This window comes from Nocardioides sp. NPDC000445 (assembly GCF_040300245.1).
Classification (GTDB): domain Bacteria; phylum Actinomycetota; class Actinomycetes; order Propionibacteriales; family Nocardioidaceae; genus Nocardioides.
In genome coordinates, this window is sequence record NZ_JBEPDH010000030.1 from 1 (window position 1) to 26992 (window position 26992).

Genomic DNA, 26992 nt, shown 5'->3' on the forward strand with positions numbered 1-26992 from the left:
GTCGACTACGCCTCTCGGCTGACCGCGAACGAACTCCGCATCGTCGGACGACGGATCCTGCGTGAGATCGACCCCGCCCGGTTCGACGACGCCGAGGCCAAAGCCCTCCTCGCCGAAGAGGAACGGGCCCAGCAGAAGACCGCGTTGCGGGTCTGGGACAACCACGACGGCACCGTCGGCTTCGACGGCGTCCTGCCGACCTCGATCGGGATGCGGTTCAAGCGACTGGTCGAGGCCTGGGCCCAACCCCGCAAACAACAACTGGTCGCCAAGGGTGCCCCGCTGCCGCCGTGGGAACGACTCATGGGCCAGGGCTTCGCCCGACTCCTCGAGACCATCGACCCGGCCGCGCTGCCCCGCCACGGTGGCGACGCCACCACCATCAACGTGGTCATCAGCCTCGAGGAGCTCCGCAAAGACCTCGGCATCGCCACCCTGGGCTACGACGAGACCAACGGCACCACCATCACCGCGGCCGAGGCCCGCAAGTTGGCGTGCAACGCGACCATCATCCCCTGGGTACTGGGTGGTGACAGCGAGGTCCTCGACGCCGGCCGGGGCAGCAGGTTCTTCCAGCCCATCCAACGCAAAGCGCTCCGGCTCCAGCAGAAGTGCTGCCAAGCCGAAGGGTGTGACATGCCACCGGAATGGTGCGATGCCCACCATCTAGAACCCTGGGCCGCCGGCGGGAAGACAGATCTGAAGGACGGGGCGCTGCTCTGCCCCCATCATCATCGCTTGGCGCACAACGCGGCGTACGTTCATGAGCGACTACCCGACGGCACCATCAGGTTCACCCGCCGCCCCTAACCGGCCGGGCGGGGAATCCACTTCACCTGGTCCCGGCCGCGAGGCGAGGACCCCAACCGTCGACCGGTGTCGGCTCTTGCTGAAGGCGCCTGTCTGGTGCCCAGATGAGCGTTCCGGCCACCCTTCTCGACTCCACGCCCGCCGCTCCCCACTCACGGGGACGCTTCCCCACCGCAGCGAAGGTGGCCCACGCTCCGGGGTGCGGGGAAGCTCTGCGCCCGGGGGGGGGGGAACTCTCCGGATCAGTGGGGAACTGATGACCCGCCTTGACCGAACCCGACCCGGCCAGAGCGACGGCGACCTTGTGAACGATTCACAAGGTCGCGCCCACTGCCGTAGGCACCCACGAGGCACTCGGACTCCCGCGCACGGCCAGCTCACGACCCCAGGCCCGTGCCCAAACTAATCCGCTGCGCCAGACCCTGCCGCCGACCCGATAGCCAGCCAAAATTCTCGGCGGAGCCCGGTGTCAAGGATCGCCGAAGGCGACCGGCGAAGCCGGCGGCCGAAGGCCGTCCTTGACTCCGGGGTTCGGCGAGAACACCCTCCCATAACGGGTCGGCGGCAAACACCGAAACGAACCCACGGCAACCTTCGCGCGCCCGCCCGTGACCAAACCAAGACTCGGCAAAGCCCGACCCCCGACACCAGAAACAGGCGGTATCCTCGAAGCATGACCGCGTTGCCCGACTGGATGCACCCTCCCCGTGAGGAGGGTTGGTACTCCGAAGACCTCGACATGCTCGTCGAGGCGCCGCGTCATACCGAACTCATCGACGGAGCCCTGGTCTTCAATATGTCACCGCAGCGCCGCTGGCACAGTCGGCTCGTCACGGCCCTGACCAACGCGCTGACGGCGCAGGCGCCGGACGGGTTCGAGGTGGATCGGGAGCTGACGGTGGTGCTCGACAGGCGCAACCGGCCGGAGCCGGACGTGCTGGTGAGCACGGCACGGATCTCCGACCAGGCCTCGTTCTACGATGCTGATTCTGTCGTCCTGGTGGTCGAGGTGGTCTCGCCGGAGTCCGAGCACCGCGACCGGGCGGTGAAGCCGCAGAAGTACGCCGAGGCGGGGATCACCCACTACTGGCGCATCGAGAACGAGGACGGCGCGCCCGCGATCCATGTCTACGAGCGCGACGACCTCACCAACGCCTACGTCCCGATCGGGATCTTCCGCGACCGGCTCGACGTCCCGGTGCCGTTCCCGATCAAGATCGACCTCACCGACCTGCTCCGCTGACGTCCGTCGTCGGCACCTCGGGTACCTCGGCGGGCAGCTGCTCCTGCTGGACGAGGTGGAGGTAGGAGAGGTGGCGCTCGTACTGGTCGAGGACATCACCCATCAGCTGCTCGCGTGAGTAGCCGTTGACGTCGTAGCCCTGGGTGCCCTCGGCGAGGTGTACCTCGGCGCGGAAGTAGACGTCGCCGGTGACTCGGCCGACAGCGAAGGTCGGAGCGGGGCAGGGCATCGGGGTGACCTTGTAGACGAACGCAGGCGCATCCTCCAGATCGGTGTGGATCTGGACACCGGCGACGCCGCGTACGGCCTTGGTGTCGGTCACCACCGACGTCAGCCCGTGCGAGCAGAGCTCGGCGGCGACCTCGTCGAGGACCGGCTTCGCGACCGTGCCGATGAAGCGCTCGGTGTCCCTGGCGGTGGGATAGGTGACCGAGCGGCGCAACCGCTGCGCGAGCGAAGGACGTACGCCGCCCTCGCCCGCCCCGGCCAGGCGGGCCGAGGAGATCGCGCCCGGGAACGAGTAGCGTGCGCTCGCGGACTTGAACGACTCCAGCCGTAGCGAGCGGTGGAGTCCCACGGCGACCAGGGCGAGCACGACCGAGAACGGCAGGCCCATGATGATCGTCGCGTTGGTCAAGGTCGTCAGCCATGCATCACCGCCGGCGAACATCAACGCCAGGGTCAGCGCGCCGATCGCCACCGACCAGAAGATCCGCACCGGGATCGAGCAGTCGGCCATCGGGTGCGGCAGCCGCGAGGTGAAGTTGCCCATCACCAGCGCGCCGGAGTCGGCCGAGGTGACGTAGTAGAGGAACCCGGTCATGGTGGCGAGCGCGACCAGCGCGATCGCCCCCGGGTAGTTGTCGAGGAAGGCGTAGAAGCCCTGCGCGTAGTTGGCGCTGGTCAGCTCACCGAACTCGGCGTCGCCGCCGCGGATACGGCCGAGCGCGCTGTTGCCGAAGATCGAGACCCACAGCAGGATGAAGCCGAACGGGATCATCATCACGCCGACCAGGAACTGCCGGATCGTCCGCCCGCGCGAGATCCGCGCCAGGAACAGTCCGACGAACGGCGACCAGGCCACCCACCAGGCCCAGAAGAAGAGCGTCCACAGGTTCTTCCAGACGCCGACGTCCGGGTTCTCGACGGTGTCGTACGGCATCGTGTCGAAGCTCATCCCGGGTAGGTGCACGAGATAGTCGCCGAGGTTCATCACCAGCGAGTTGAGCAGGAACGCGGTGTTGTCGGAGAAGAGCACATAGAGCATCAGCGCCAGGGACAGCAGCACGTTGAGCTCGGAGAGCCGCCGGATGCCCTTGTCGACGCCGGAGACCGCCGAGATGGTGCCGAGCAGCACCGCGACCACGACCAGTCCGACCTGGGCGGCACGGCCCTCGGGGATGTCGAAGAGGACGTTGAGACCTGCGTTGAGCAGGGCGATCGAGATGCCGAGCGAGGTGGCGATGCCGAAGATGGTGCCGAGCACCGCGGCCATGTCGATGCCGTCGCCGAGCCGCCCGTGGACCCGCTTGCCGAAGATCGGATAGAGCGCGGAACGGATCGAGAGCGGCAGCCCGTGGCGGAAGGAGAAGTAGCCCAGCGCCATGCCCATGACGGCGTACATCGCCCAGCCGGACAGGCCGTAGTGGAACAGCGTCCAGCCCACCGCCTGCTCGGCGGCGGCGATGCTGCCGCCCTCGCCGGTCGGCGGGGTGAGGTACTGCGAGACCGGCTCGGCGACCGAGTAGAACATCAGGTCGGCGCCGATCCCGGCCGCGAAGAGCATCGCGGTCCAGGTGAACATCGAGTACTCCGGCCGGGACTCCTCCGGGCCGAGCCGGATCCGCCCGTAGCGGGACAGACAGATGAACAGCACGAACGCGATCAGCGCAGCGGCGAGCGCGAAGTACCACCAGCCGAAGTACGTCGAGATCCACCCCACGACGTGTCCGATCGCGGCGCCCGCGGTGTCCGGCGCGAGCAGTGTGAAGAGCGTGAACGCGACCACCACTCCGGCGGAGCCGAAGAAGACGGTCTTGTTCAGCTCGGGCTTCGCCGTAGGGATCTCGTCTGGATCTGCGGCGGGTTCCCCTAAGGGCGTACGCGGCGGGTCGATTGTCTCCGGCATGAGCTGTCTCCTCCGGTTGGGGTGCCCGGCAGGCTAGTCCGCCCGGCGCCGGCTTGGGTCACGATCGGGTTTCAGATCAGGTTCCGCGGGTCTCCAGCCGGCCACAGCGGCGAGTCGTCGCGGTGGCGGTAGTACGGGGCGTCCGAGGGTGCCAGGGGCGTGTTGCCCGCGATCAGGTCGGCCGCCTTCTCAGCGACCATCATCACCGGCGCGTAGATGTTGCCGTTGGTGACGTAGGGGAAGACGCTCGCGTCCACGACCCGCAGCCCCTCGGTGCCGTGCACCTTCATCGAGGTCGGGTCGGTCACCGACATCTCGCCGGTGCCCATCGCAGCCGTGCAGGACGGGTGCAGCGCGGTCTCGGCGTCCTTGCGGACCCACTCGAGGATCTCCTCGTCGGTCTCCACGCTCGGCCCCGGCGACATCTCGCCGGCGTTGAACGGCGCGAAGGCGGGCTGGTTGAGGATGTTGCGCGCTACCCGGACGGCCTCCACCCATTCCTTGCGATCCGTCGGGGTGGAGAGGTAGTTGAAGAGCATCGAGGGGTGCTCGAAGGGGTCGTCGGACTTGATCCGGACGTGGCCACGGGTGTCGGCGTACATCGGGCCGATGTGCACCTGGTAACCGTGCTGGCCCTTCTCCTGGCCGGGAGCCATGGACCCGTCGTAGCGGATCGCGATCGGCAGGAAGTGGAACATCAGGTTGGGCCAGTCCACGTCCTCGTTGGACCGCGCGAACCCGCCGCCCTCGAAGTGGTTGGTCGCACCCAGGCCCTTCTTCTGGAAGAGCCACTGCCAGGCGATCTTGGGCCGCTGGTGCCACACCAGACCGGGCGCGATCGAGACGGGCTGCTTGGAGGCGTACTGGATGTAGACCTCGAGGTGGTCCTGGAGGTTCTCCCCCACGCCGGGAAGGTTGTGCACGACGTCGATCCCGTGCTGCCGCAGCAGCGACTCCTCCCCCACACCGGAGAGCTGGAGGAGCTGGGGCGTGTTGATCGCGCCGCCGCAGCAGATCACCTCGCCGGCGTTGACGGTGTGCTCCCGGCGCGCCCGGCCGACACCGCGTACGTAGTCCACGCCGGTCGCCCGCGGGACGTCACCGGAGGTGTCGAAACGGATCTTGGTGGCGTACGCGAAGGTCTCGACGTCGAGGTTGGGACGGCTCATCACCGGGTGCAGGTAGGCGCGCGCGGCCGACCAGCGGCGGCCGTCCTTCACGTTGCGGTCGAAGGGGGCGAACCCCTCCTGGCGGTAGCCGTTGACGTCGTCGGTGAGCGGGTAGCCGGCCTCCTGGGCGGCCTCGAAGAAGGCCGAGAAGAGCGGGTTGGACGCGGGACCGCGCTCGAGGTGGAGCGGCCCTGAGCCACCGCGCCACTGGTCCGCGCCGGAGGTGCCGTCCTCGAGGAAGCGGCTCTCCATGCGCTTGAAGTAGGGCAGGCAGTGGCGGTAGTCCCAGGTCTCCATGCCGGGGTCGGCCGCCCAGCGCTCGTAGTCCATCGGGTTGCCGCGCTGGAAGATCATCCCGTTGATCGAGCTCGACCCGCCGAGCACCTTGCCGCGGGCGTGGTAGACCTTGCGGCCGCCCAGGTGAGGCTCGGGGTCGGTCTCGTAGCCCCAGTCGTAGAGCTTCGAGCCGATCGGGAACGGCAGCGCGGCCGGCATGTGGATGAACGGGTCGATCTTGAAGTCGCTGTGACCGGCCTCGAGGACCAGCACCTTCGTGGACGGGTCGGCGCTGAGCCGGTTGGCGAGAGCGGAGCCGGCCGAGCCGCCACCGACGATCACGTAGTCGTAGGTCTGGGTCATCGTCTTCACTTCTCCTCGGCGGTGCCGGTGTTCGGGGAGGTCGGGGCGAACCAGTGCTGCGGGCTGGGATCGATGTTGTGCCAGATGTGCTTGGTCTCGCGGTACTCCTCCAGCCCGGCCTGGCCGAGCTCGCGCCCGATCCCGGACTGCTTGTAGCCGCCCCACTCCGCCTGGGCGACGTAGGGGTGGTAGTCGTTGATCCAGACCGTGCCCATCCGGAGCTTCGCAGCGACCCGCTCGGCACGGCCGGCGTCGGAGGTCCACACCGCGCCGGCGAGGCCGTAGATGGAGTCGTTGGCGATGCGGACGGCGTTGTCCTCGTCGGTGAAGGTCTCCACGGTCAGGACCGGCCCGAAGGACTCGTCCTGGGTGACGGACATGTCGGTGGTGCAGTCGTCGAGGATCGTCGGCAGGTAGTAGAAGCCGTCGGCGAGCGCGGGGTCGTCGGGGCGCCTGCCACCGGTGCGGAGGGTGGCCCCCTCGGCGAGACCCTTCGCGACGTACGCCTCCACCTTGTCGCGGTGGGCGCTGCTGGTCAGCGGGCCGGTCTCGGCCCCCTCGTCGAAGGGGCCGCCGAGACGGATCTGCTCGGCCCGGGCGACGAGCTCGTCGACGAAGCTCTCCTTGATCGACTCCTCGATGATCAGCCGCGCGCCGGCGGAGCAGACCTGGCCGGAGTGCAGGAAGACGGCGGTCAGCGCGAAGTCGAGCGCGGTCTCGCGGTCGGAGTCGGCGAAGACGATGTTGGGGTTCTTGCCGCCGAGCTCGAGGGCGACCTTCTTGACCGTCGCGGCGGCGTTGGCCATCAGCCGCTTGCCGGTGGCGAGGCCACCGGTGAAGGAGACCAGGTCGATGCGGGGATCCTCGGACAGCGGTGCGCCCGCGGTCGGCCCCTCACCGAGCACCAGGTTGCCGACGCCCGCGGGGAGACCGGCCTCCTCGAGCACCTTCATCAGGTGGATCGCACTGTGCGGCGTGATCTCGCTGGGCTTCAGCACGAACGTGTTGCCCGCGGCCAGGCACGGCGCGACCTTCCACGCCACCTGAAGCAGCGGGTAGTTCCACGGGGTGATCAGGCCGCAGACTCCTACCGGCTCGTGCACGATCCGGCTCTTCACGGCGGCGTTCCCGGTGTCGATGACGCGGCCGGCGTCCTCGGCGGCGACGTGCCCGAAGTGACGGAACACCGAGACCACGTCGGCGACGTCGTACTCGCTCTCCACCAGCCGCTTCCCGGTGTCGAGCGACTCCGCCCGGGCGATGATCGCGGTGTCGCGCTCGAGCAGGTCGGCGACCTTCAGCAGCAGGTCACCCCGCTCCCGCGCAGGCGTCGCCGGCCACCCGCCGCTGTCGAAGGCGTTCCGCGCCGCGGCGATCGCGGCGCGGGTGTCCTCCGCTCCAGCCTCTGCAACGGTCCCGACGACCGCACCGTCTGCCGGACAGCGGATCTCCCGCTGCTCGCCCGACTGCGCAGGCAACCAGCGCCCGTCGATGTAGATCTGGCTCATGCAACCTCCAGCGTCGGGTTGCCGAACAGGCAACCGCAGGTGAATTGCAAATGATCCTGCGCCGACGCGAAGGGCCAGGTCAAGGGCTGGAAGGACAAAATTGTTGCAGGTGGTACAAATTTGTTGCAGCTGATACAAAAGCCTGCGGCAGTTGTTACAGTCGCCGCATGACGACCGCTGGGACCGCGCCTGCGAAAGATCCACAACGCCGCGCTGCCTGGGCCGAGCTGGCGACCGACTACGTCCACGAGCACGGTCTGATCGGCCTGAGCCTGCGCCCGCTGGCGGCCGAGCTGGGCACCAGCAACCGCGTCCTGCTCTACCACTTCGGCACCAAGGACCAGCTGGTCGCCGACGTCCTCCGCACATCCAACGAGCGGTCTGTCGCCGGAGTCGCCGCGCTCGAGCCCTCCAAGGACCTGCGTTCGGCTGTCCATGACCTCTGGTCGGTGATGGAGGGCGACCGGTGCAGCTGGATCTATGTGGAGGCGGCCGCGCTCGGTCTCTTCGGCAGGGAGCCGTACGTCTCGGCGGTCCGCGAGGCCAACGCACTGTGGATGGCCGGTCTCATCGCGCACCTGGACAAGTCCGGTGTGGATCCCGCCGTCGCCGAACGGGCAGCCCACGTCATCGACGCCGCCTTCATGGGCTTCCAGCTCAGCCAGGGCCCCGACGGCCACCTCCCGGAGCGTGCCCGGTCCGTCGATGACCTGGCGGACGCCGTCGCCGGGCTGGCCTGATCCACCGCGATCGCTGATTTCCACGACGTGCGGCGCCAGCGCCGCTACCCTCGATGGTTGACCGAGTTCGCCATCGCTGGAGGCATGCGCATGATTCGTTCAGGCACCATCCAAATTATCACCACGGCGTTGGCAGTCGGCCTCGCCACGATGCTCATCGCCGCGTCGACTACGTCACCCGCCACGGCTCGATCCCGGACAGAGGACCCGAGCAGGGCGGAGACACCGGTGCCCGGTCTGGTGCCAAAGCCGCTCCAGGTGAGCGCGAAAGGCGGGCCCGGTTTCGTTCTGACCGAGCGGACCCGGATCGTCGTCCGTGGTGCTGACGCCGACGAGGTCGGCGACCTCATGGCCGCCGAGCTGCGCCCGGCGACCGGCTTCGACCTCCCGGTCGTCGCCGGCGGGCCGACTCGTCGCGATGTCGTCCTGACCATCGATCCCCAGGCAGGCTTCGGCGAGGTCGAGGACAACCCGGAGGCGTACAAGATCTCCTCGACGGCCCACGGGGTCAAGGTCACCGGAGCGAGTCGCCACGGGCTGTTCAACGGCACCCAGACGCTGCGTCAGCTGCTGCCGGCGTTTGCCTCGTCGACCGTCCGGGTGAACACCGACTGGACGGTGCCAGCCGTCTCGATCCTGGACGCGCCGCGGTTCAGCTATCGCGGGATCATGCTCGACGTCGCTCGCTCCTTCCTCGAGGTCGACGAGGTCAAGCAAGTCATCGACGCCGCCTCAGCGGCCAAGATCTCGGTGCTGCACATGCACCTGGCCGACGACCAGGGGTGGCGGATCGAGATCACCAACTCCGGACGAGCGCCCGGTGACGACATCGACTACACGGCGCTGACCCGGGTCTCGGGTGCGACCGCGGTGCTCGGCAACCCGTACCAGAGCGCCGACGGTCACACCGGGTTCTACACGCAGGACGACTACCGCTCGCTGGTAAGGTATGCCGCCGAGCGTGAGATCGAGATCATCCCCGAGATCGACATTCCCGGCCACACGAATGCCGCCCTGGCCGCGATCCCGCAGCTCAACACCGCCGGGTCGAGCCACCCAGCGACCGAGGACGAGCCGGTGGCGCCGCACAACGGAACCATCGACGTCGGCTACTCCTATCTCGATCCGAACTCCGAGGTGACCTACACGTTCATCGAGCACGTCTTCTCGCAGCTCGCTGCGCTCACGCCGTCCGAGTTCCTGCACGTCGGCGGCGACGAGTCGCATGCGATGACTCAGCGCTACGGTCACGAAGGCTACGTGGCGTTCGTCGAGCGTGCGCTCGCGATCGTCCACGGGCTCGGGAAGAAGACGATCGGCTGGAACGAGTACGCCGAGTCCGGGCTCAGCGCCGGTGATGGTGTTCAGTACTGGGCCGGCACGACCGAGCACGCGAAGCGCGCCGTCGTCGAGGACGGTGCCAAGCTGCTCGTATCGCCGGGCAACACGTCCTACCTCGACATGAAGTATCACCCGAAGACGCCGATCGGGCTCTCGTGGGCGTGCTCGGGCGACTGCGACGTCGCGCACTACTACGACTGGAGCCCACAGGAGGTCATCGCGGGCGTCGGGGACGAGCACATCCTCGGCACCGAGGCGCCGCTGTGGTCCGAGACGATCCGAGGCGTCGACCAGGCCGAGTTCATGATCTTCCCGCGCGTCCTCGCGCACGGCGAGACCGGCTGGACCGCCGAGTCGCTGCGCTCTCCGTCGGACTTCGCGGCCCGGCTCGCCTCGGTCGGTCCGCGACTGGCTGCCGCCGGCACCAACTTCTACGACGGGCCGCAGATCGCCTGGTCGACGGAGCTGGCCGGAACCGATGCTGCGGTGTCGGCTGGATCGGTCGCATCGGTGTCGGTCGGACTGCTCGCCGCCCCCGGGACCAAGACGGACGGCACCGCGGTCACCGTCGATGACGTCGACGACGCGGACAGCACCGGTGGCTCGTCCCTGACCGCACCGCTCACCGCGACAGTCGACTTCGGAGACGGATCCGTTCCGGCCCCCGCACGGTTCGCCGCGTCTGTACCCCGGGATTCGCTCCATGCTGCCGGGGTCTACGCGGTGACGGCTGACCATGCGTACGACTCCCCGGGGACGTATCGCGGCACGATCACCGCCTCCGACGGCTCGACGGCGACGTTCACCATCACGGTCTCCTGACCGTGCCGAGGGGGTGTGAAGCTGAGAGTGGCCTGTGGCTCGCTCTCAGCTTCACACCCCCGGTGTCACAAACCTCGCGGGGCCGGTGTCCTTGGGGTATGAGCAACCAAGAAACGATCAGCAGGAGCCGGGTCGTGGTCGTCGGCGGTGGGTACGCCGGCGTGATGGCCGCCAACCGGCTCACCAAGCGCGACGACATCGCGATCACCCTCGTCAACCCGCGCGACCACTTCGTGGAGCGGATTCGTCTGCACCAGCTGGTCGGCGGGACCTCGGAGGCCGTGGTGGCCTACGCCGACGTGCTCAGCCCGCGGGTGCGGCTGCTCGTCGGCACCGTGTCCTCGATCTCGCCGGCAGCGCGGACGGTCGCTCTCGAGGACGGGAGCGAGGTGGCGTACGACTATCTGGTCTACGCCGTCGGCAGCACCGGTACGACGTCGGTGCCGGGGGCCGAGGAGCATGCCTTCGGGATCGCCACCTTCGAGGAGTCGACCCGACTGCGGGCCGTGCTCGACGCGACGCCGGCCGACGCGCCGGTGGTCGTCGTCGGCGGCGGGCCGACCGGCATCGAGGTCTCCTCCGAGCTCGCCGAGGCAGGCCGGAACGTGGCTCTGATCTGCGGAGACCGGCTCGGTCCGTGGCTGCACGAGAAGGGCCGCGCCGATGCCGAGCGCGCTCTGCGGCGGCTCGGCGTCGGCATCGTCGAGGGCGCCCGGGTGGCGGAGGTGCTGGATGGCCGCGTACGCCTCGACAACGGCCGCGAGCTGACCAGCTCGGTGACGATCTGGACCGCCGGATTCACCACGCCGGACCTGGCGCGCAGCAGCGGGCTGTCCACCGACGAGGCCGGCCGACTGGTCACCGACGAGACCCTGACCAGCGTCGACGACGACCGGGTCGTCGCGACCGGGGACGCGGCGGCGCCGTCGCGGATGGCGTACCGGATGAGCTGCCAGGCCGCCAACCAGCTCGGGCCGCTGGCCGCCGAGACGGTGCTCGCGCGCCTCTCGGGCGCGAGGCCGAAGCCGGTGAGCATCGGCTTCGTGGGTCAGTGCATCAGCATCGGCCGCGGTCTCGGCCTGGTGAACTTCGCCCGCCGCGACGACTCCGCCGTGGGTGCCCGCCTCCGTGGCGTGCCCGCGGCGAAGGTGAAGGAGCTCGTCTGCCGCAGCACGATCTGGGCCCTGGGGATGGAGGCCCGTCACCCGGGCTCCGCGATCGGCTTCAAGGACAGGTCGCGCGCCGCACGCGTCCAGGCAGCAGCGGTCACCCCGCTGGTCCGGGAGCCCAGCGTGTGAGTCTCGCCGTCGGGGTGGCTCACTTCGGGAGGAGTTCAGGCAGGGGACGTACGGCGGTCGCCACGGGATCACGCGACTCGGCCAGGTTGAGGGGCACCCTCACCGAAAGAGATCCTGATGCGTACCTTCGTCCGGTCGCTGACCGCGGTGCTCGCCGCGGCCGCGTTCCTCTCCCCCACCGCCGCCACGGCGAGCTCGACCGACTCCGCGCGCCCCTCCGCCGACCTCGGTACGCCGCACGCGCAGGCGCATGCCCACAACGACTACGAGCACCAGCGTCCGCTGCTCGACGCGCTGGGGCACGGCTTCACGAGCGTCGAGGCCGACGTGTGGCTGGTCGACGGCGAGCTCCTGGTGGCGCACGACGCTGAGGATCTCGACCCGGCGCGAACGCTGGAGGGCCTCTACCTCGCCCCGCTCAAGAAGCTCGTCAGGGGCAAGGGACGCGATGTCTACCCCGGCTACGACGGCACCTTCCAGCTCCTGATCGACATCAAGAACACCGGTGAGGCGACGTACGCGGCGATCGAGAAGGAGCTCGGAGACTACGAGGAGCTCTTCACCCGCTACGAGAACGGCATCGTCAAGGACGGTCCGGTCGAGGCGGTCATCAGTGGTGACCGGCCGCTGGAGACGATGCGGAGGGCGAACGAGCGGTTCAGCTTCTACGACGGCCGGATGAACGACCTCCATTCCGGCATGCCGGCCTCGCTGATGCCGCTGGTCAGCGACAACTGGACCAAGGTCTTCGCCTGGCAGGGCATCGGCCCGATGCCGGAGACCGAGCGCCGCAAGCTCCACGAGATCGTCGACCACGCTCATGCCCAGGGCTACCGGGTGCGCTTCTGGGCGACGCCGGACAACGACGGCCCCGCCCGTGAGGCGGTCTGGTCCGAGCTCCTCGCTGCCGGCGTCGATCACATCAACACCGACGACCTCGAGGATCTGGACGCCTTCCTGACCGCCAACGGCTAGGCCCCTCCCACGGTCGATGTCACAGTCCGGGGCGCCGTCTCGTCCCGTGGGTGGAAGATGTTGACCCGAGGGAGGACCACCGTGACACCTGAGACCGAGATCGAGTTCGAGGAGCTGCGCCCACTGCTGTTCTCGATCGCCTACCGGATCCTCGGCAGCGTGAGCGAGGCGGAGGACGCGGTGCAGGAGACGTGGCTCCGGCTGGAGACGACCTCGACCGAGCCCGACTCGCTCAAGGCCTACCTGTCGACGGTGGTCACCCGGATCTCCCTCGACGTGCTGCGCTCCGCGCGCGTGCGGCGGGAGACGTACGTCGGGCCGTGGTTCCCCGAGCCGCTGCCGACCGACACCCACGTCGACGAGCATGCGGGCCTCTACGCCAGCCCGGAACGCGCGACGGAGCTGGCCGACTCGGTGTCGATGGCGGCGCTGCTGCTGCTCGAGCGGCTCAGCCCGCTGGAGCGGGCGGTCTTCGTGCTGCGCGAGGTCTTCCACTTCGGCTTCGCCGACATCGCCACGGCGGTCGACCGTTCCGAGGCCGCCTGCCGTCAGCTCGCCTCCCGGGCACGGCGGCACATGGACGAGGGCAAGCCGCGGTTCGAGGCCGACCGGCGCAAGCGGGTCGAGCTGTCGGACCGGTTCTTCGAGGCACTGCGCGACGGTGACGTCGACCGACTCCAGGCGCTGCTGGCGGCCGATGTGGAGACGGTCAACGACGGTGGTGGTGTCGCCGGTGGCGTCGGCGGCCGGTTCGGTGCGGAGAAGGCCGCGCGCATCCTGGTCGCGGCCGTGCCGCCGCTGCTCGCCATCGGTGCCCGCCTGGAGCAGCGCGAGCTCAACGGCGAGCCGGGCGCCATCCTGCACGACGCCGACGGCGCCATCCTCGGCACCTGGACCCTCGACATCCTCGATGGCCAGATCCAGCGGATCCGGTCGGTCACCAACCCCGAGAAGCTGGGCCACCTGGGCCCGGTCGCCGACCTCAAGGACGTCGTACGCCGCCGCAACCGCCACCGCCGCGGGCGGTGACCCGCCGGTCGAGCCGCCCCGCTGGTCGAGCCGCCGGAGCCGCTAGGCGAAGGCGTGTCGAGACCAACACGGTCCGATCGAGCGCCGATGGGACTGACTGTGTTGGTCTCGACACGCTCGGCCGTAGCCGGCCTCGCGGCTCGACCAGCGGGGGGAACGGTCAGGCCGCCGCGCCCTGCGGTGACCGGGTCGGCCGCAGGCCGAGGTCGGCGGTGCGTACGTCCTTGGTCTCGCGGGCGGTCAGGGCCGCGACCGACGCGACGAGGCAGACGACCGCCGTGTAGCCCGCGGTGACGACCCAGCCACCCTCCTGCACGCCACCGAGAGCGGTGACGATCGACGGGGTGAACCCGGCCAGCATGAAGCCGATCTGGGTGCCGATCGCGACGCCGGAGAAACGCACCGGGGTCGAGAACATCTCGCCGTAGAACGACGGCCAGGTCGCGTTCGCGGCCGCGTAGCCGAAGGAGAAGGTGACGATCGCGAGCGCGAAGACGAGCAGCTCGTTGCCCTGGCTCATCGAGAGCAGGTAGAAGGGCATCATCACCGCACTGGCCACGGCGCCGTAGATGAAGACGGGCTTGCGCCCGATCCGGTCCGCGAGCCGGCCGAACATCGGCTGGGTGAACAGCGCGACGACGTTGGCTGCGACGACCAGCCACAGCGTGATCGAGTCGACCATGCCGACCTCGACACCGTAGGCGATGGCCAGGTTGCCGAAGACCGTGGAGACGGCCGCGATGAAGGCACAGCAGATGACGCGCAGCACGTCGACCCAGTGGTCACGCAGCAGCACCGCGAGGGGCAGCTTCGCGACCTCGTTGTTGGCCTTGGCCTCCTCGAACTCCGGGGTCTCGTTGAGGCGGCTACGGATGAAGAAGGCCACCACGACCACGATCGCGGAGAGCCAGAACGGGATCCGCCAGCCGATGCCGTACTTGATGTCGTCGGGCAGCGCCACGACCGGGATGAAGACGAGCGCGGCCAGGATCTGGCCGCCCTGGGTGCCGGTGAGCGTCCAGGACGTGTAGAACGAGCGCTTGTCGTCGGGGGCGTGCTCGAGCGTGAGCGAGCTGGCGCCGGCCTGCTCGCCCGCGGCCGAGAGCCCCTGCAGCAGCCGGCAGAAGACCAGCAATGCCGGCGCGATCCAGCCGGCCTGGTCGTACGTCGGCAGACAGCCGATCAGGAACGTGCCGCCACCCATCAGCAGGAGGGTGAACAGCAGCACCTTCCGGCGGCCGATCCGGTCACCGAAGTGACCGACGAAGACCGCGCCGACCGGGCGGGCGACGTACGCGAAGGCGAACGTCGCGAACGACATCACCAGCGCGGCGTCGCCGGTGCTGGGGAAGAAGACGTGCGGAAAGATCAGCGCCGCGGCAGAGCCGAAGACGAAGAAGTCGTAGTACTCGACGGCACTGCCCATGAAGCTGGCCAGCGCGGCCCGTACCGGGGTCTTGCCTTCTTGGTTCTCGGTGTCAGGTCCCGCCATCGGGTCCTCCTCGGGTAGGCCCGCGGTTCCTGACCGCGGACGGGTGGGGGGGTGGTGTTTTCTGGCTCTTCGAATCTCTGGGGGGTCAGCCGGCCGCGGCCAGCTCGCGCAGGTGGGCGAGCATCCGCTCGGCATCGGGTTCGATGCCGGTGATCAGCCGGAAGGCGTCGACGGCCTGGTAGACCGCCATGTGGCCTCCGTGCAGCGTCCGGCAGCCGGCCTCACGCGCCGCCTGCAGCAGCGCGGTGTCCAGAGGCCGGTAGACGATGTCCGCCACCCACAGCTCGGGGCGCAGGAGGCTCGTCTCCAGCGGCGTACCGGGGTGGTCGGCCATGCCGACCGGGGTGCAGTTGACCAGTCCGTCGGCGTCGGGCAGGAGCGCCGGCAGCTTGTCGACGTGGCTCGCCTCGACGGTGCTCTCCGGGTGGTGACGCCGGATCTCCTCGACCCGCGCCTGGGCACGGTCGAGGTCCATGTCGGCGATGACCAGGTTGTCGACGCCCTGGCTCACGAGTGCGTGAGCGACGGCCGAGCCCGCCCCTCCCGCGCCGAGCTGCACGACGGTGCCGAGCGGGGCGCCCGGCATCCCGGTACGCAGCGCGTGGCCGAAGCCGGTCGTGTCGGTGTTGTAGCCGACCGCCCCCTCATCGGTGAAGACGACGGTGTTGACCGCACCGAGCCGGGCCGCGGTCTCGTCGAGCCGGTCGAGGTGCTCGATCACGAGCTCCTTGCACGGGTGGGTGATGTTGAGCGCGTCGAAGCCGAGTCGCCGCGCCTCCTTCACCAGGTCGCCCACGCCTTCGGCCGGGATCCCCAGCTCGGTGATGTCGAGCGTCTTGTAGACGTACGACAACCCGTGCTCGAACCCTTCGCGCATGTGCAGCGCCGGACTCAGCGAGGGTCCGACGCCCGCGCCGATCAGGCCGACAAGAAACGAAGACTTCATCTAGGCGATCCTTAATGTACGAACTAGTACGTTACGAGAGTGAAGGGGATCACATCCGGCCCCGCGTCGTCAACCCCCGCACGTCAAAGAGCCCGTCTCCGCGGCGCGGGGACGGGCTCTTGAGGGGTGTGCGTCAGCGAGCGGTGAGCCAGCCGACGACGATGTCGCCCAGGATGCGCCGATGGCGCTCGCGTACGTCGGGCGCGAGCATGTCGCGGCCGAAGAGGTAGCCGAAGGTGGCGCTGTTGGCGACCTGGAAGACACAGTAGGAGCTGATCATCATGTGCACGTCGATGGCGTCGACGTCGGCGCGCAGCTCACCGGAGGCGCGGCCGCGGGCGAGGACCTCGTCGAGGACGGTGGCGGCCGGGGCGCCGAGCTCGCGCAGCGACTCGACCTTCTCCAGGTGCCGGCCACGGTGGATGTTCTCGACGGACACGAGGCGGATGAAGTCGGGATGGTTGACGTGGTGGTCGAAGGTGAGCTCGGCGATACGACGGATCGCGTCGACCGGCTCGAGATCACCGGCGTGCAGGCTCTGCTCGAGCTCTCGGATCCGGCGGTAGGCAGCCTCGAGCACAGCCAGGAAGAGCCCCTCCTTACCGCCGAAGTAGTAGTAGATCATCCGCTTCGTGGTGCGGGTGCGCTCGGCGATCTCGTCGACCCGGGCCCCCGAGTAGCCCTGCTCCGAGAAGATCTCGGTCGCGACGTCGAGCAGCTCGGACCGGGTGCGTTCGGCATCACGCGACTGAACCATGCCCCGAGCCTAGAGCACGACCCGGCTTCCCAACGCGGACCAATGTATGTACCGTTTCGTACATTAGCGACGAACGGAGAACCATGCGCACCTCGATCGCCACGGTCTGCCTCAGCGGCGGACTGGTCCAGAAGATGTACGCCGCGGCCGAAGCCGGCTTCGACGCGATCGAGATCTTCGAGCCCGACCTCATCGCCGCACCCCAGTCCCCCGAGGAGATCCGGGCGCTCGCCGACCGGCTCGGGCTCACCCTCGACCTCTACCAGCCGTTCCGCGACGCCGAGGGAGTCGACGAGACCACCTTCGGCGACGTGCTGCACCGCGCCGAGGCGAAGTTCCGGCTGATGAACCGGCTCGGCATCGACCTGATGCTGGTCTGCAGCAACGTCGGCACCGCGACCGTCGACGACGACGAGGTCTCCGCGGGACAGCTGCGGCGACTGGGTGATCTGGCTGCGACGTACGACATCCGGCTCGCCTACGAGGCGCTGGCCTGGGGCCGGTTCGTCGACGACTACCGGCGCTCGTGGCGGATCGTCGAGCTGGCCGACCACCCCAACGTGGGAGTCTGCCTGGACAGCTTCCACATCCTCTCCCGCGGTCACGACCCCAAGCAGATCGAGGAGATCCCGGCCGAGAAGATCTTCTTCCTGCAGCTCGCCGACGCTCCGGCGCTCAGCATGGACGTGCTCTCCTGGAGCCGTCACCACCGGCTCTTTCCCGGCGAGGGCAGCTTCGACCTGCCGGCCTTCCTCGGTCACGTGCTGCGCGCGGGCTACGACGGCCCGCTGTCGCTGGAGGTCTTCAACGACACCTTCCGCCAGACCGATCCGGTACGCACCGCCCGCCAGGCCCAGCGCTCGCTGCGCTGGCTTGCCGACCGCACCGCCGACCTGCTCGGCGACGAGGCCGGCCGCGACGTGCGCCCGCTCCCCCGCCTGCCCCGGGTGGCCGCGCCCGAGGCCTTCGACTTCGTCGAGATCAAGGCACCGGACACCTCCGGCGTCGAAGTGCTGCTCGAGCAGCTCGGCTTCGACTTCGGTGGCCGCCACCGCAGCAAGCAGGTGCGCCTGTGGACCTGGGGCGCGGCGCGTGTCGTGTGCAACGACGTGCCCAGCGCCTCCGCCGAGCCGCGCATCGCGGCCGTCGGCTTCGACGTCGCCGACTCGGACCCGGCCGCCGAGCGCGCCGCCCGGCTGATGGCGCCGCCGGTCCACCGCCGGACGTACGCCGGCGAGCAGGCCCTGCGCGCGTTCACCTCCCCCGACGGCACCGAGGTCTTCCTCTCGCACGCGGAGGACTGGATCGGCGAGTTCGACGGCGGGGTGTCGAGCTCCGGACACGGCGCCCGGATCGACCACGTCAACCTGGTCCAGCCCTGGCACAGCTTCGACGAGGCGGTCCTCTTCTACACCAGCGTGCTGTCACTGACGCCTCAGCCGACCCAGGAGGTCGCCGGCCCCTCCGGTCTCGTCCGCAGCCAGGTGATGAGCTCGCCGGCCGGGGGCGTACGCCTTCCGCTCAACCTGCTCCCGACCGGGCAGCAGGGCCAGGCACAGCACATCGCGCTCGCCTGTCCCGACATCATCGGCGTCGTCGCGGCCGCCCGCGAGCGCGGGCTGCGGCCGCTGAAGGTGCCGGGCAACTACTACGACGACCTCGTCGCCCGCTTCGGCCTGCCCGACGACCTCGTGGCCACCCTGCGCGACCTCGATCTCCTCTACGACCGCGACGCCGACGGCGAGTACCTGCACTGCTACACCGAGACCGTCGGCGAAGTCTTCTTCGAGCTCGTCGAGCGCCGCGAGCGCTACGACGGCTACGGCGCCGGCAACGCCCCGGTCCGCCTCGTCAGCCAGGCGAGCTGACCCGTCGCCCGAGCCACCCCGTCGACCGAGCCACCCGTCGGTCGAGCCGCGAGGCCGCCTGCGGCCGAGCGTGTCGAGACCAACACCGTCCCCTCGGCGCTCGATAGGACCGTGTTGGTCTCGACACGGATTCGCTCGTTCCTCACGAATCCGGCTCGACCAGCGAGCGACTCAGAAGTTGCCGCGGCGCTCCTGCTCGCGCTCGATGGCCTCGAAGAGGGCCTTGAAGTTGCCCTTGCCGAAGCCGAGGGAGCCGTGGCGCTCGATCAGCTCGAAGAAGACCGTCGGGCGGTCACCGATCGGCTTGGTGAAGATCTGCAGCAGGTAGCCGTCCTCGTCGCGGTCGACCAGGATGCCCCGCTTCTGCAGCTCCTCGATCGGCACCCGCACCTCACCGATCCGGGCGCGCAGCTCGGGGTCCTCGTAGTAGGAGTCGGGGGTGTTGAGGAACTCGATCCCGGCGTCGCGCAGCGCGTCGACGGTGGCCAGGATGTCGCCGGTGGCCAGCGCGAGGTGCTGGGCGCCGGGGCCCTGGTAGAACTCCAGGTACTCGTCGATCTGCGACTTCTTCTTGGCGATCGCCGGCTCGTTGAGCGGGAACTTCACCCGGTGGTTGCCGTTGGCCACGACCTTCGACATCAGCGCGGAGTAGTCGGTGGCGATGTCGTCGCCGATGAACTCGGCCATGTTGGTGAAGCCCATGACGCGACCGTAGAAGTCGACCCACTCGTCCATCTTGCCGAGCTCGACGTTGCCGACAACGTGGTCGAGCGCCTGGAAGAGGCGCTTGGGGGCGCCCTCGGGCTTCTTCAGCGTCGAGGTGCGGGTGACGTAGCCGGGCAGGTAGGGGCCGTCGTAGCCGGAGCGGTCGACCAGCGTGTGGCGGGTTTCGCCGTAGGTGGCGATGGCGGCGACGCGTACGGTGCCGTGCTCGTCGCTCACGTCGTGGGGCTCCTCCAGGACGCGGGCGCCCTGCTTGCGGGCGTGCTCGATGCAGCGGTCGACGTCGGGCACCTCGAGGGCGATGTCGATGACCCCGTCGCCGTGGCGGGCGTGGTGGGCGATGATCTCGCTCCCGGGCGCGACGCCGCCCTTGATCACGAACCGCACGCCCCCGCTGCGCAGCACGTAGGAGTGGTGGTCGCGGTTGCCGGTCTCGGGACCGGAGTAGGCGACCAGCTCCATACCGAAGGCGCTCTGGAAGAAGTGGGCGGTCTGGGTGGCGTTGCCGACAGCCCACACGACCGCGTCCCAGCCGGTGACCGGGAAGGGGTCGGAGGTGTCGTCGTAGGCCACCAGGCCGACGAGCTGCTCCAGCTCGGCCAGCCCGAGTCCGGCGAGCTTCTCTTGGTTGGTCAGGGTGTCTGCAAGCGTCATGCGGGCAAGTCAAGTGGGCCGAGTCACACCAAACAAGTTGACCACCGAGCACTGGTCAATCTGTCAGATCGGACCAGGCTCAACCACACGTTGCTAGGCAATCTGACTACCATCGAGCCATGAACCTCGATGACCTCGACGTCACCCTGCTGGAGACCCTGCACGCCCACCCGCGAGTCGGCGACCTCGAGCTCTCCCGGGTCGCCGGCGTCGCCCGCGCCACCGTGCAGAGCCGGCTGCGCAAGATGACCGAGGCCGGCGTGATCCGCGACTGGGCACCGACGATCGACCCGTCCGCCGCCGGCCACACGGTGCAGGCGTTCGTCACCCTGGAGATCTCCCAGGGAGCCCTCGAGGACGTACGTCGCGACCTCGCCGAGATCCCCGAGGTGCTGGAGGCGTACGTCACCACGGGCTCCTTCGACGTCTTCTGCAAGGTGGCGACGGGGTCGCACGCGAAGCTCCAGGAGGTGCTCGTCCGCATCGACCAGTCCCACGCCGTCGTCCGCTCGACCAGCGTGGTCACCCTCTCCACCCTGATCGAGCCGCGCACCCTCGATCTGCTGCGCACGGGAGCCGAACCGCGCTGACCGGTGGTTCAGGAAGCCCTGGGCAGCTCGACCGAGACCCGGAGCCCACCGCCGGAACGGGCGAGGACGGCGAGGTTGCCGTCGTGGGCCCGGGTGATGCTCTTGACGATCGCCAGGCCCAGGCCGACGCCGGCGTGGTCGCCGTGGATGCGCTGGGTGCCTCGCTGGAACGGCTCGGTGAGCGTGGCGACGAGCTCGCGGGAGAGCTCCTCGCCGGTGTTGGCGACGGTGAGGACCACGCTCCGCTCGTTGGCGGCGATGGTGACCGACACCGACCCGTCCTCGGGCAGGTTGTGCACGATCGCGTTGTGGATCAGGTTGGTCGCGACCTGCAGCAACAGCGCCGGCGAGCCTGTGACCGACGCCTGGTCCCCGGAGGTCTCGATCCGCACGCCCCGCTGCTCGGCGAGTGGCAGCAGCGTCTCGACCGCCTCCTCCGCGACCAGCGACAGGTCGACCGGCTCACGGACGAAGGAGCGCTGGTCGGCTCGGCTGAGCACGAGCAGGGCCTCGGTGAGGTCGATCGCGCGGGAGTTGATCAGGCGCAGCCTGCCGAGGAGCTCGTCGACGTCGCGGTTCGGATCCTTGCTCGCCACGTCGAGGAGCGTCTGGGTGATCGCGAGCGGGGTGCGCAGCTCGTGGGAGGCGTTGGCCGCGAACCGCTGCTGCTCGGCGACCTGCGACTCGAGCTTCGCGAGCATGTCGTCGAAGCCGTCGGCGAGCTCACGGAACTCGTCGCCGGGGCCCTCGAGCTCGATCCGGTGCGAGAGCGATCCGCCGCCCGCCGTGCGCGTGGCATCGGTGATCTTCCGCAGCGGCGCCAGCATCCGCCCCGCCAGGATCCAGCCTCCGACCAGCCCGAACACGACCAGGAAGCCCATCATCGTGGCCGCCCGCGGGGCGAACGCGCGCTCCAGGTCCGAGCGGTTCGGCACGAAGGGAGCACTCGGCCTCCCTGGCTCCTGCGGCCACTGCATCCACACCCCGTCAGGGACGTAGCGCAGCAGGAAGACCCACACCACCGCGAGCATCAGCACCCCGGTGACCACGATGACCCCGGCATAGCTGAGCGTCAGCTTGAGCCTGACGCTCATCCCGGGACGTCTAGGAATCGACATCGATCCGGTATCCGACACCCGGCACGGTCGCGATGATCGCGGGCTCGCCGAGCCGCTTGCGCAGCGCGGAGACGGTGATGCGTACGGCATTGGTGAACGGGTCGGCGTTCTCGTCCCAGGCCCGCTCCAGCAGCTCCTCGGCGCTGACCACGCCACCCTCGGCGGCGGCGAGGACCTCGAGCACCGCGAACTGCTTGCGGGTCAGCGCCACGTAGCGGCCCTCGCGGTAGACCTCCCGACGGAACGGGTCGACCCGCAGGCCGGCGATCTCCCGCACCGGCGGCCGGTTGTAGGCCCGCCGCCGGTCGAGCGCCCGCAGCCGCAGCACCAGCTCACGCAGCTCGAACGGCTTGGTCAGGTAGTCGTCGGCGCCGAGCTCGAAGCCGGAGGCCTTGTCGTCGAGGCGGTCGGCCGCGGTGAGCATCAGGATCGGCATCCCGGTGCCGGAGGCGACGATGCGCTTGGCGACCTCGTCGCCGGAGGGCCCGGGGATGTCCCGGTCGAGCACGGCGATGTCGTAGGCGTTGATGCTCAACAGCTCCAGCGCCGTGTCGCCGTCACCGGCGATGTCGGCGGCGATCGCCTCCAGCCGCAACCCGTCACGGATCGCTCCAGCCATCAACGGCTCGTCCTCGACCACCAGCACCCGCATGCTCTGATCCTAGGTCGATGACATATCGCCGACGTATCCGAAATGCCATACGCCCTGGCGACATCCGCGCGGGTTGACTGGCACGGTGACCTTCACTGTCCGACCGATCAGCCCCGCCGAGCACCTCGACCATGTCAGGTCGCGGCGGTCGGTCAGCTTCCTGCAGACCCCGGCCTGGGCCGACGTGAAGACCGAGTGGCGCAGCGAGTCGCTGGGTTGGTACGCCGGCGACCGGCTCGCCGGGACCGGGCTGGTGCTGCACCGGCCGGTGCCGCGGCTGGGCTACACGCTGGCGTACCTGCCGTGGGGCCCCGACATCGACTGGGCCGGCGGGCTCACCGTCTGGTTCCCACCGCTGGTCTCCTACCTACGCTCGCAGGGCGCGTTCGCGATCCGGGTCGCTCCGCCGGTGCCCACCGACACCTGGAGCGCCGCACAGGTCAAGGACGGCATCGCCGACCCCGAGGTCGGGCGGCTCACCGACGTCCCCGGCCGGTCCGACCCGGTCGGCGCCGAGGTGACCCGCTATCTCCGCGACTCGGGCTGGATCCCGCAGAACCCCGAGGACGGGTTCGGAGCGGGGCAGCCACAGTTCACGTACGAGATCCCGCTGCGCCACCCCGACGGAACCGCCCGGTCCGAGGACGAGGTGCTCGCCGGGATGAACCAGCTCTGGCGACGCAACATCAAGAAGGCCGCCAAGGCCGGCGTGGAGGTCACCACCTCCGCCGGCGGCGAGGACCTGAAGGCGTTCCACGACCTGTACGTCCACACCGCCGAGCGTGACGGGTTCACGCCACGACCGCTGGCCTACTTCGAGAAGATGTTCGCGGCGCTCGCCGCGGAGGATGACGAACGCATCAAGCTCTACCTCGCCCGTCACGACGGCGACCTGGTGGCCGCGACGATCTACGTCCGTGTCGGCGCCCACGCCTGGTACGTCTACGGCGCCTCGTCCACCGAGAAGCGCGACGTACGCGGCTCCAACGCCTGCCAGTGGGCGATGATCCGCGACTCGCTGGCCGCCGGCTGTGACGTCTACGACCTGCGCGGGATCACCCCCACGCTGTCCACCGACGACGCCCACGTCGGCCTGATCCAGTTCAAGGTCGGCACCGGCGGGCGGGCAGTCAGGTACGTCGGCGAGTGGGACCTGCCGCTGCGGCCGATCGTCTACCGGGCCTTCGACCTCTACATGAGGCGGCGGGGGCGATGAAGGTGTCGGTCAGGAAGATCAAGGAAGGGAACCTCGGATGATCGTGAACGAATCAGGCTCGCTGACGGAGACCGGCGTCGTGGTGCTGACCATGCTGGCTCTTCCGGTGGCCGTGCTGGCAGTGCCGGTGCTGGCGGTGCTGCGCCGGGTCTTCGGGGTGGCCTGGCCGCGGGCATGGCGTCACTCGCTGGCGGAGGTCGCCATCGTCTACGGCACGGTGCCGGGTGTGCTGCTGACCCTGTTGCCCGGCAACAACGGCATCCTGTCGGGCAACGTGAGCATGGTGCCCTTCGAGGACATGTCGACCATGGGCCCCATCGGGCTGATCGGCAACCTGCTGATCTTCGCCGCGCTGGGCTTCTTCGGCCCCATCCGCTTCCCGGCACTCCGCTCGGTGTGGCGGGTCCTGATCCTGGCGGGCGCGGCCTCGGTGTCGATCGAGGTCCTACAGCACCTGCTGCCGCTCGGCCGGGTCTCCTCGGTCGACGACGTCATCCTCAACGCGGGCGGCGCCACCGCCGCCGCGATCCTGTCGTGGCCGTGGTGGCGCCGCCGGCGCTCCTCGCCCCCGCCGAGCCCGGCTCCCCGCAAGGAGCTCGTGCGGTCTCTGTGACCGCCGCCAGGCCGCCACGCCTTGGACCGAGAGGGGGCGTCACGGAGACTCTCCCGCGCGACGGTTGCGGCGCTCCGTGCGACGCTTGGCATCCTCGTGTGCTCCGCGAAGGAGCTGGGCTGCCAGCTCCTGAGTGGCGGCGGCAGGGTTGACGATCGACACCCAGCCCTGTGCGCGGTAGATCGGGTGCGGAAGCACGGTGTCGGTGAGGGTGTCGTCCCGGGGCGCTGCCTCAGCCCGGGGCTGCTCGCCGGTGAGCTCGACGAACGCGTCCGTCCCAACGTGGATGTTCAGCCGCCAGCGATCGGGATGGTCGAGGTCGGACAGGGTGTCGTCGGGGTAGTTCTTGTTCACGATGGTGGCGTACGGCTGCTCGCGCTGGGGCACGTGGCCGTCAGGGGAGAAGTAGAAGAAGTGATCGCCCCAAGCGATCTCTGGGAAGCCGCTGCCCTCGGTGGGTGCGAGTTCGAGGACGCCGTCGAAAGCTCGGATCGTCTGAAGGATGTCATCCATACTCATGGTTCAAGTGTGAGGTTGAAGTGCTTGTGGAGGGTTCCGATGAACAGAGCGACCGATTCGTCCCGATACATGAACACCGCCGCCGTCGCCGCTGCGTCTGGATACTCGGTGCAGCAGGTGCGCGATCTGGAGGCGCAGGGCGTGATCCCGGCTGCATCCAGGTCAGCGAACGGGTATCGACGGTTCTCCGCCGCGCACGTCAGCGCGCTTCGTGCCTACCGAGGTCTCGCGGAGGCGGTAGGGCCCGTCGCCGCCCGCAAGGCGATGCGGGATCTCCGCACCGTGCCGGCCGAGCAGGGGGCGGCGTTGATCTGCGGGTTCCACGCAAGGCTCAACGACGAGCGCGAGCTGGCACTTGCGGCCCGTCATGCTCTGGAGACCATCCATTCCGAGGCGACCACAGAGGCGGAACCTGTCGAGGGTGACTCGATGACCATCACGGAGCTGTCCCAGGCTTTGGGCGTCAGGGCGTCAACGCTCCGCTTCTGGGAGGAGGCTGGTCTGGTGGCCCCCGAGCGGGTCGCCACGCGGGCAGGCACCGCGCGACGCTACCCGCTCACCGCCATCCGCGAAGCACGTATCACCGCTGCCCTTCGAGCGGGTGGCTACCGCATCCCAGACGTACAGACGGCGATCACAGCGGTCCGAGAGTTCAACGAGGTGAGCCAGACGATCACGGCGCTCGAGGCGCGACTCGCGAACATCGCACGGCGCACGCTCGCCCTTCTCCGGGCAGGAACACTGCTGGCGGGGATCATCGATTCATCCCGAGACGAGGGCCGCGGCGACCTGGTCGAGGCAGGCTCCGCGTGAGGCTTTGACGAGCACCACGTCGCCGGGCGCGAGATGGCGTCGCAGCCAGTCGATCGCCGCTGCGTTGTCGGGCAGCGCGAGCGCCCGCTCTCCCGCGCCGTCCGCAATGACGGTGGCCGCCTCGCCGACGGTGAGGACCAGATCGGCCCTCGTGGCGGCGTACGTCCCGATCTCGTGGTGCGCGTCGCGGCTCGCCTCGCCGAGCTCGAGCATCTCGCCTAGCACGGCGATGCGGCGCCTGGCGTCGATCGAGGCGAGCGCGTCCAGACCGGCGCGAGTGGATTCGGGGTTGGCGTTGTAGGAGTCGTTGAGGAGGGTCGCACCGCTGGCGAGGGCGCGCAGCTCCATGCGCCACTTCGAGATCGAGGCGGTGTTCAGCGCGGTCGCGGCCTGCTCGAGCGGGACGCCGGCGGCCAGCCCCGCCGCCGCGGCGGCCGCGGCGTTGAGCGTCCAGTGGGCACCGACGAACGGGAGCCTGACCACGGCCTCGGCGTCCGCGTGCTGAAGGCTGAACGTGGGCCGGCCGAGCCGGTCCAGGGCGAGGTCGCGCACGCGTACGCTCGCTCGCTCGCCGGCTCCGAAGGCCAGCACCGGACCGTCGGTGAGCTCGCCCATCGCAAGCACCCGCGGGTCGTCGGCATGGAGCACCGCCGTGCCGCCGGGCGCCAGCCCCCGCACCAGCTCGCTCTTGGCCACAGCGATCGCCTCGCGCGACCCGAACTCACCCAGGTGGGCCTGGCCGACGTTGGTCACCACGGCGATGTCCGGCGCGACCAGGCCGGTCAGCTCAGCGATGTCGCCGATGTGCCGGGCCCCCATCTCCAGGACGAGGAACCTCGTGGTCGCATCGGCGCGCAGCATGGTGAGCGGTACGCCGAGCTCGTTGTTGAACGAGCCCGAGGTCGCGACGGTCGGAGCCGCGCTCGCCAGCACCGCCTCGATCATGTCCTTGGTGCTGGTCTTGCCCTGGGAGCCGGTGACTGCGACGACAATCATCTCCTCGCGCAGCAGCGCGACGACGTGGGCGGCCAGCCGCTGCAGCGCGGCCTGCGCGTCGTCGACGACGACCGTCGGGAGCGCCGTCGGGCGGGAGCCGAGCACGGCGACGGCACCGGCCTCGGCGGCCTGTGGTGCATACTCGTGGCCGTCGGTGTGCTCACCCGCGAACGCGACGAAGAGGCCGCCCGGGTCTGCCTCGCGGCCGTCGATCACTGCCGGCGCACTCACGGTCACCGAGCCTTCGCCGACGACCTTCCCGCCGACCAACGAGGCGATTTCGTCCAAGCTGAGGGGAATCATCCCATCAGTCTTCGATATCACCCGTAGTGG

The 26992-nt window shown here is 69.4% G+C and carries 23 protein-coding genes; 12 read left to right on the forward strand and 11 right to left on the reverse strand.

Annotated elements, in window-relative coordinates; genetic code table 11:
* Both ABT304_RS28570 and ABT304_RS28575 read left to right on the forward strand, forming a co-directional pair.
* Positions 1 to 810, forward strand: an 810-nt coding sequence (locus ABT304_RS28570) for an HNH endonuclease signature motif containing protein (RefSeq protein WP_350720506.1), incomplete at its 5' end; no start/stop codon positions are given.
* 673 nt (positions 811 to 1483) lie between these two features.
* Positions 1484 to 2053 (forward strand): Uma2 family endonuclease, encoded by a 570-nt coding sequence (locus ABT304_RS28575; protein WP_160024038.1) that lies wholly within the window; start codon positions 1484 to 1486, stop codon positions 2051 to 2053.
* Here the strand turns inward: ABT304_RS28575 and betT are convergent.
* The 3 genes from betT to ABT304_RS28590 all read right to left on the reverse strand — a co-directional run bounded on the left by betT (position 2034) and on the right by ABT304_RS28590 (position 7497).
* The gene (betT, locus tag ABT304_RS28580; protein ID WP_350720508.1) at positions 2034 to 4181 is read right to left on the reverse strand and encodes a choline BCCT transporter BetT; all 2148 of its coding nucleotides are present in this window, start codon (positions 4179 to 4181) and stop codon (positions 2034 to 2036) included. The genes ABT304_RS28575 and betT overlap by 20 nt on opposite strands.
* 71 nt (positions 4182 to 4252) lie before the next feature.
* Entirely contained in the window at positions 4253 to 5989 is a 1737-nt protein-coding gene (gene betA, locus ABT304_RS28585; RefSeq protein ID WP_350720510.1) for a choline dehydrogenase, read from the reverse strand.
* A 5-nt stretch (positions 5990 to 5994) separates the two neighbouring features.
* The gene (locus ABT304_RS28590) at positions 5995 to 7497 is read right to left on the reverse strand and encodes an aldehyde dehydrogenase family protein (protein WP_350720512.1); all 1503 of its coding nucleotides are present in this window, start codon (positions 7495 to 7497) and stop codon (positions 5995 to 5997) included.
* A gap of 167 nt (positions 7498 to 7664) precedes the next feature.
* Between ABT304_RS28590 and ABT304_RS28595 the strand changes: the two genes are divergently transcribed.
* The 5 genes from ABT304_RS28595 (at position 7665) to ABT304_RS28615 (ending at position 13702) form a co-directional block, all read left to right on the forward strand.
* The gene (locus ABT304_RS28595) at positions 7665 to 8237 is read left to right on the forward strand and encodes a TetR family transcriptional regulator (RefSeq protein WP_350720514.1); all 573 of its coding nucleotides are present in this window, start codon (positions 7665 to 7667) and stop codon (positions 8235 to 8237) included.
* Between the two features lie 150 nt (positions 8238 to 8387).
* Complete coding sequence (locus tag ABT304_RS28600) at positions 8388 to 10400, forward strand: family 20 glycosylhydrolase (protein ID WP_350720597.1); 2013 nt, start codon at positions 8388 to 8390, stop codon at positions 10398 to 10400.
* 98 nt (positions 10401 to 10498) lie between these two features.
* Positions 10499 to 11698 carry an NAD(P)/FAD-dependent oxidoreductase gene (locus ABT304_RS28605; RefSeq protein ID WP_350720516.1) on the forward strand — a complete coding sequence of 400 codons (1200 nt, stop codon included), beginning with the start codon at positions 10499 to 10501 and terminating at the stop codon, positions 11696 to 11698.
* 117 nt (positions 11699 to 11815) lie between these two features.
* The gene (locus ABT304_RS28610) at positions 11816 to 12673 is read left to right on the forward strand and encodes a phosphatidylinositol-specific phospholipase C/glycerophosphodiester phosphodiesterase family protein (RefSeq protein ID WP_350720518.1); all 858 of its coding nucleotides are present in this window, start codon (positions 11816 to 11818) and stop codon (positions 12671 to 12673) included.
* An 81-nt stretch (positions 12674 to 12754) separates the two neighbouring features.
* Entirely contained in the window at positions 12755 to 13702 is a 948-nt protein-coding gene (locus ABT304_RS28615) for an RNA polymerase sigma-70 factor (RefSeq protein ID WP_350720520.1), read from the forward strand.
* Positions 13703 to 13862: 160 nt separating this feature from the next.
* On the opposite strand, the gene ABT304_RS28620 is transcribed toward ABT304_RS28615, so the two are convergent.
* The 3 genes from ABT304_RS28620 to ABT304_RS28630 all read right to left on the reverse strand — a co-directional run bounded on the left by ABT304_RS28620 (position 13863) and on the right by ABT304_RS28630 (position 16897).
* On the reverse strand, positions 13863 to 15194 hold the full coding sequence (locus ABT304_RS28620) for an MFS transporter (RefSeq protein ID WP_350720521.1): 1332 nt from the start codon (positions 15192 to 15194) through the stop codon (positions 13863 to 13865).
* An 85-nt stretch (positions 15195 to 15279) separates the two neighbouring features.
* Complete coding sequence (locus ABT304_RS28625) at positions 15280 to 16140, reverse strand: shikimate dehydrogenase (protein WP_350720523.1); 861 nt, start codon at positions 16138 to 16140, stop codon at positions 15280 to 15282.
* Positions 16141 to 16273: 133 nt separating this feature from the next.
* Complete coding sequence (locus tag ABT304_RS28630; protein ID WP_160024052.1) at positions 16274 to 16897, reverse strand: TetR/AcrR family transcriptional regulator; 624 nt, start codon at positions 16895 to 16897, stop codon at positions 16274 to 16276.
* Between the two features lie 83 nt (positions 16898 to 16980).
* Between ABT304_RS28630 and ABT304_RS28635 the strand changes: the two genes are divergently transcribed.
* Complete coding sequence (locus ABT304_RS28635; protein ID WP_350720525.1) at positions 16981 to 18765, forward strand: bifunctional sugar phosphate isomerase/epimerase/4-hydroxyphenylpyruvate dioxygenase family protein; 1785 nt, start codon at positions 16981 to 16983, stop codon at positions 18763 to 18765.
* 171 nt (positions 18766 to 18936) lie between these two features.
* On the opposite strand, the gene hppD is transcribed toward ABT304_RS28635, so the two are convergent.
* Positions 18937 to 20142, reverse strand: coding sequence for a 4-hydroxyphenylpyruvate dioxygenase (gene hppD, locus ABT304_RS28640; protein ID WP_160024054.1), 1206 nt, complete (start codon positions 20140 to 20142; stop codon positions 18937 to 18939).
* A gap of 119 nt (positions 20143 to 20261) precedes the next feature.
* Between hppD and ABT304_RS28645 the strand changes: the two genes are divergently transcribed.
* Complete coding sequence (locus ABT304_RS28645) at positions 20262 to 20732, forward strand: Lrp/AsnC family transcriptional regulator (RefSeq protein WP_160024055.1); 471 nt, start codon at positions 20262 to 20264, stop codon at positions 20730 to 20732.
* A gap of 8 nt (positions 20733 to 20740) precedes the next feature.
* Here the strand turns inward: ABT304_RS28645 and ABT304_RS28650 are convergent, their stop codons facing one another.
* Together ABT304_RS28650 and ABT304_RS28655 are read right to left on the reverse strand one after the other, a co-directional pair.
* Complete coding sequence (locus tag ABT304_RS28650) at positions 20741 to 21826, reverse strand: sensor histidine kinase (RefSeq protein WP_350720527.1); 1086 nt, start codon at positions 21824 to 21826, stop codon at positions 20741 to 20743.
* Positions 21827 to 21836: 10 nt separating this feature from the next.
* On the reverse strand, positions 21837 to 22502 hold the full coding sequence (locus ABT304_RS28655) for a response regulator transcription factor (RefSeq protein WP_350720529.1): 666 nt from the start codon (positions 22500 to 22502) through the stop codon (positions 21837 to 21839).
* Between the two features lie 85 nt (positions 22503 to 22587).
* On the opposite strand from ABT304_RS28655, the gene ABT304_RS28660 reads away from it, so the two are divergent.
* Together ABT304_RS28660 and ABT304_RS28665 are read left to right on the forward strand one after the other, a co-directional pair.
* Positions 22588 to 23718 carry a lipid II:glycine glycyltransferase FemX gene (locus tag ABT304_RS28660; protein WP_350720531.1) on the forward strand — a complete coding sequence of 377 codons (1131 nt, stop codon included), beginning with the start codon at positions 22588 to 22590 and terminating at the stop codon, positions 23716 to 23718.
* 37 nt (positions 23719 to 23755) lie between these two features.
* A complete protein-coding gene (locus ABT304_RS28665) occupies positions 23756 to 24331 on the forward strand; it encodes a VanZ family protein (protein WP_350720533.1) in 576 nt (191 codons plus the stop codon).
* A gap of 39 nt (positions 24332 to 24370) precedes the next feature.
* Here ABT304_RS28665 and ABT304_RS28670 read toward each other — a convergent pair whose 3' ends face one another.
* Entirely contained in the window at positions 24371 to 24850 is a 480-nt protein-coding gene (locus ABT304_RS28670; RefSeq protein WP_350720535.1) for a DUF6194 family protein, read from the reverse strand.
* A gap of 39 nt (positions 24851 to 24889) precedes the next feature.
* On the opposite strand from ABT304_RS28670, the gene ABT304_RS28675 reads away from it, so the two are divergent.
* Entirely contained in the window at positions 24890 to 25663 is a 774-nt protein-coding gene (locus tag ABT304_RS28675) for a MerR family transcriptional regulator (RefSeq protein WP_350720537.1), read from the forward strand.
* Here ABT304_RS28675 and ABT304_RS28680 read toward each other — a convergent pair.
* Positions 25613 to 26947, reverse strand: coding sequence for a UDP-N-acetylmuramoyl-tripeptide--D-alanyl-D-alanine ligase (locus ABT304_RS28680; RefSeq protein ID WP_350720539.1), 1335 nt, complete (start codon positions 26945 to 26947; stop codon positions 25613 to 25615). The two genes, ABT304_RS28675 and ABT304_RS28680, sit on opposite strands and share 51 nt — an antisense overlap.
* Positions 26948 to 26992 lie beyond the last annotated feature (45 nt).

Excerpts from the sequence above, each read along its gene's own strand:
- ABT304_RS28675 (WP_350720537.1), top strand. The coding sequence starts at position 24,890 with ATGAACAGAGCGACCGATTCGTCCCGATACATGAACACCGCCGCCGTC.
- ABT304_RS28650 (WP_350720527.1), bottom strand. The coding sequence starts at position 21,826 with ATGAGCGTCAGGCTCAAGCTGACGCTCAGCTATGCCGGGGTCATCGTG.
- ABT304_RS28645 (WP_160024055.1), top strand. The coding sequence starts at position 20,262 with ATGAACCTCGATGACCTCGACGTCACCCTGCTGGAGACCCTGCACGCC.
- ABT304_RS28620 (WP_350720521.1), bottom strand. The coding sequence starts at position 15,194 with ATGGCGGGACCTGACACCGAGAACCAAGAAGGCAAGACCCCGGTACGG.
- betT (WP_350720508.1), bottom strand. The coding sequence starts at position 4,181 with ATGCCGGAGACAATCGACCCGCCGCGTACGCCCTTAGGGGAACCCGCC.
- ABT304_RS28655 (WP_350720529.1), bottom strand. The coding sequence starts at position 22,502 with ATGCGGGTGCTGGTGGTCGAGGACGAGCCGTTGATGGCTGGAGCGATC.
- ABT304_RS28670 (WP_350720535.1), bottom strand. The coding sequence starts at position 24,850 with ATGAGTATGGATGACATCCTTCAGACGATCCGAGCTTTCGACGGCGTC.
- ABT304_RS28625 (WP_350720523.1), bottom strand. The coding sequence starts at position 16,140 with ATGAAGTCTTCGTTTCTTGTCGGCCTGATCGGCGCGGGCGTCGGACCC.
- hppD (WP_160024054.1), bottom strand. The coding sequence starts at position 20,142 with ATGACGCTTGCAGACACCCTGACCAACCAAGAGAAGCTCGCCGGACTC.
- ABT304_RS28665 (WP_350720533.1), top strand. The coding sequence starts at position 23,756 with ATGATCGTGAACGAATCAGGCTCGCTGACGGAGACCGGCGTCGTGGTG.
- ABT304_RS28635 (WP_350720525.1), top strand. The coding sequence starts at position 16,981 with ATGCGCACCTCGATCGCCACGGTCTGCCTCAGCGGCGGACTGGTCCAG.
- ABT304_RS28600 (WP_350720597.1), top strand. The coding sequence starts at position 8,388 with ATGCTCATCGCCGCGTCGACTACGTCACCCGCCACGGCTCGATCCCGG.
- ABT304_RS28575 (WP_160024038.1), top strand. The coding sequence starts at position 1,484 with ATGACCGCGTTGCCCGACTGGATGCACCCTCCCCGTGAGGAGGGTTGG.
- ABT304_RS28630 (WP_160024052.1), bottom strand. The coding sequence starts at position 16,897 with ATGGTTCAGTCGCGTGATGCCGAACGCACCCGGTCCGAGCTGCTCGAC.
- ABT304_RS28595 (WP_350720514.1), top strand. The coding sequence starts at position 7,665 with ATGACGACCGCTGGGACCGCGCCTGCGAAAGATCCACAACGCCGCGCT.
- ABT304_RS28590 (WP_350720512.1), bottom strand. The coding sequence starts at position 7,497 with ATGAGCCAGATCTACATCGACGGGCGCTGGTTGCCTGCGCAGTCGGGC.
- ABT304_RS28605 (WP_350720516.1), top strand. The coding sequence starts at position 10,499 with ATGAGCAACCAAGAAACGATCAGCAGGAGCCGGGTCGTGGTCGTCGGC.
- ABT304_RS28610 (WP_350720518.1), top strand. The coding sequence starts at position 11,816 with ATGCGTACCTTCGTCCGGTCGCTGACCGCGGTGCTCGCCGCGGCCGCG.
- betA (WP_350720510.1), bottom strand. The coding sequence starts at position 5,989 with ATGACCCAGACCTACGACTACGTGATCGTCGGTGGCGGCTCGGCCGGC.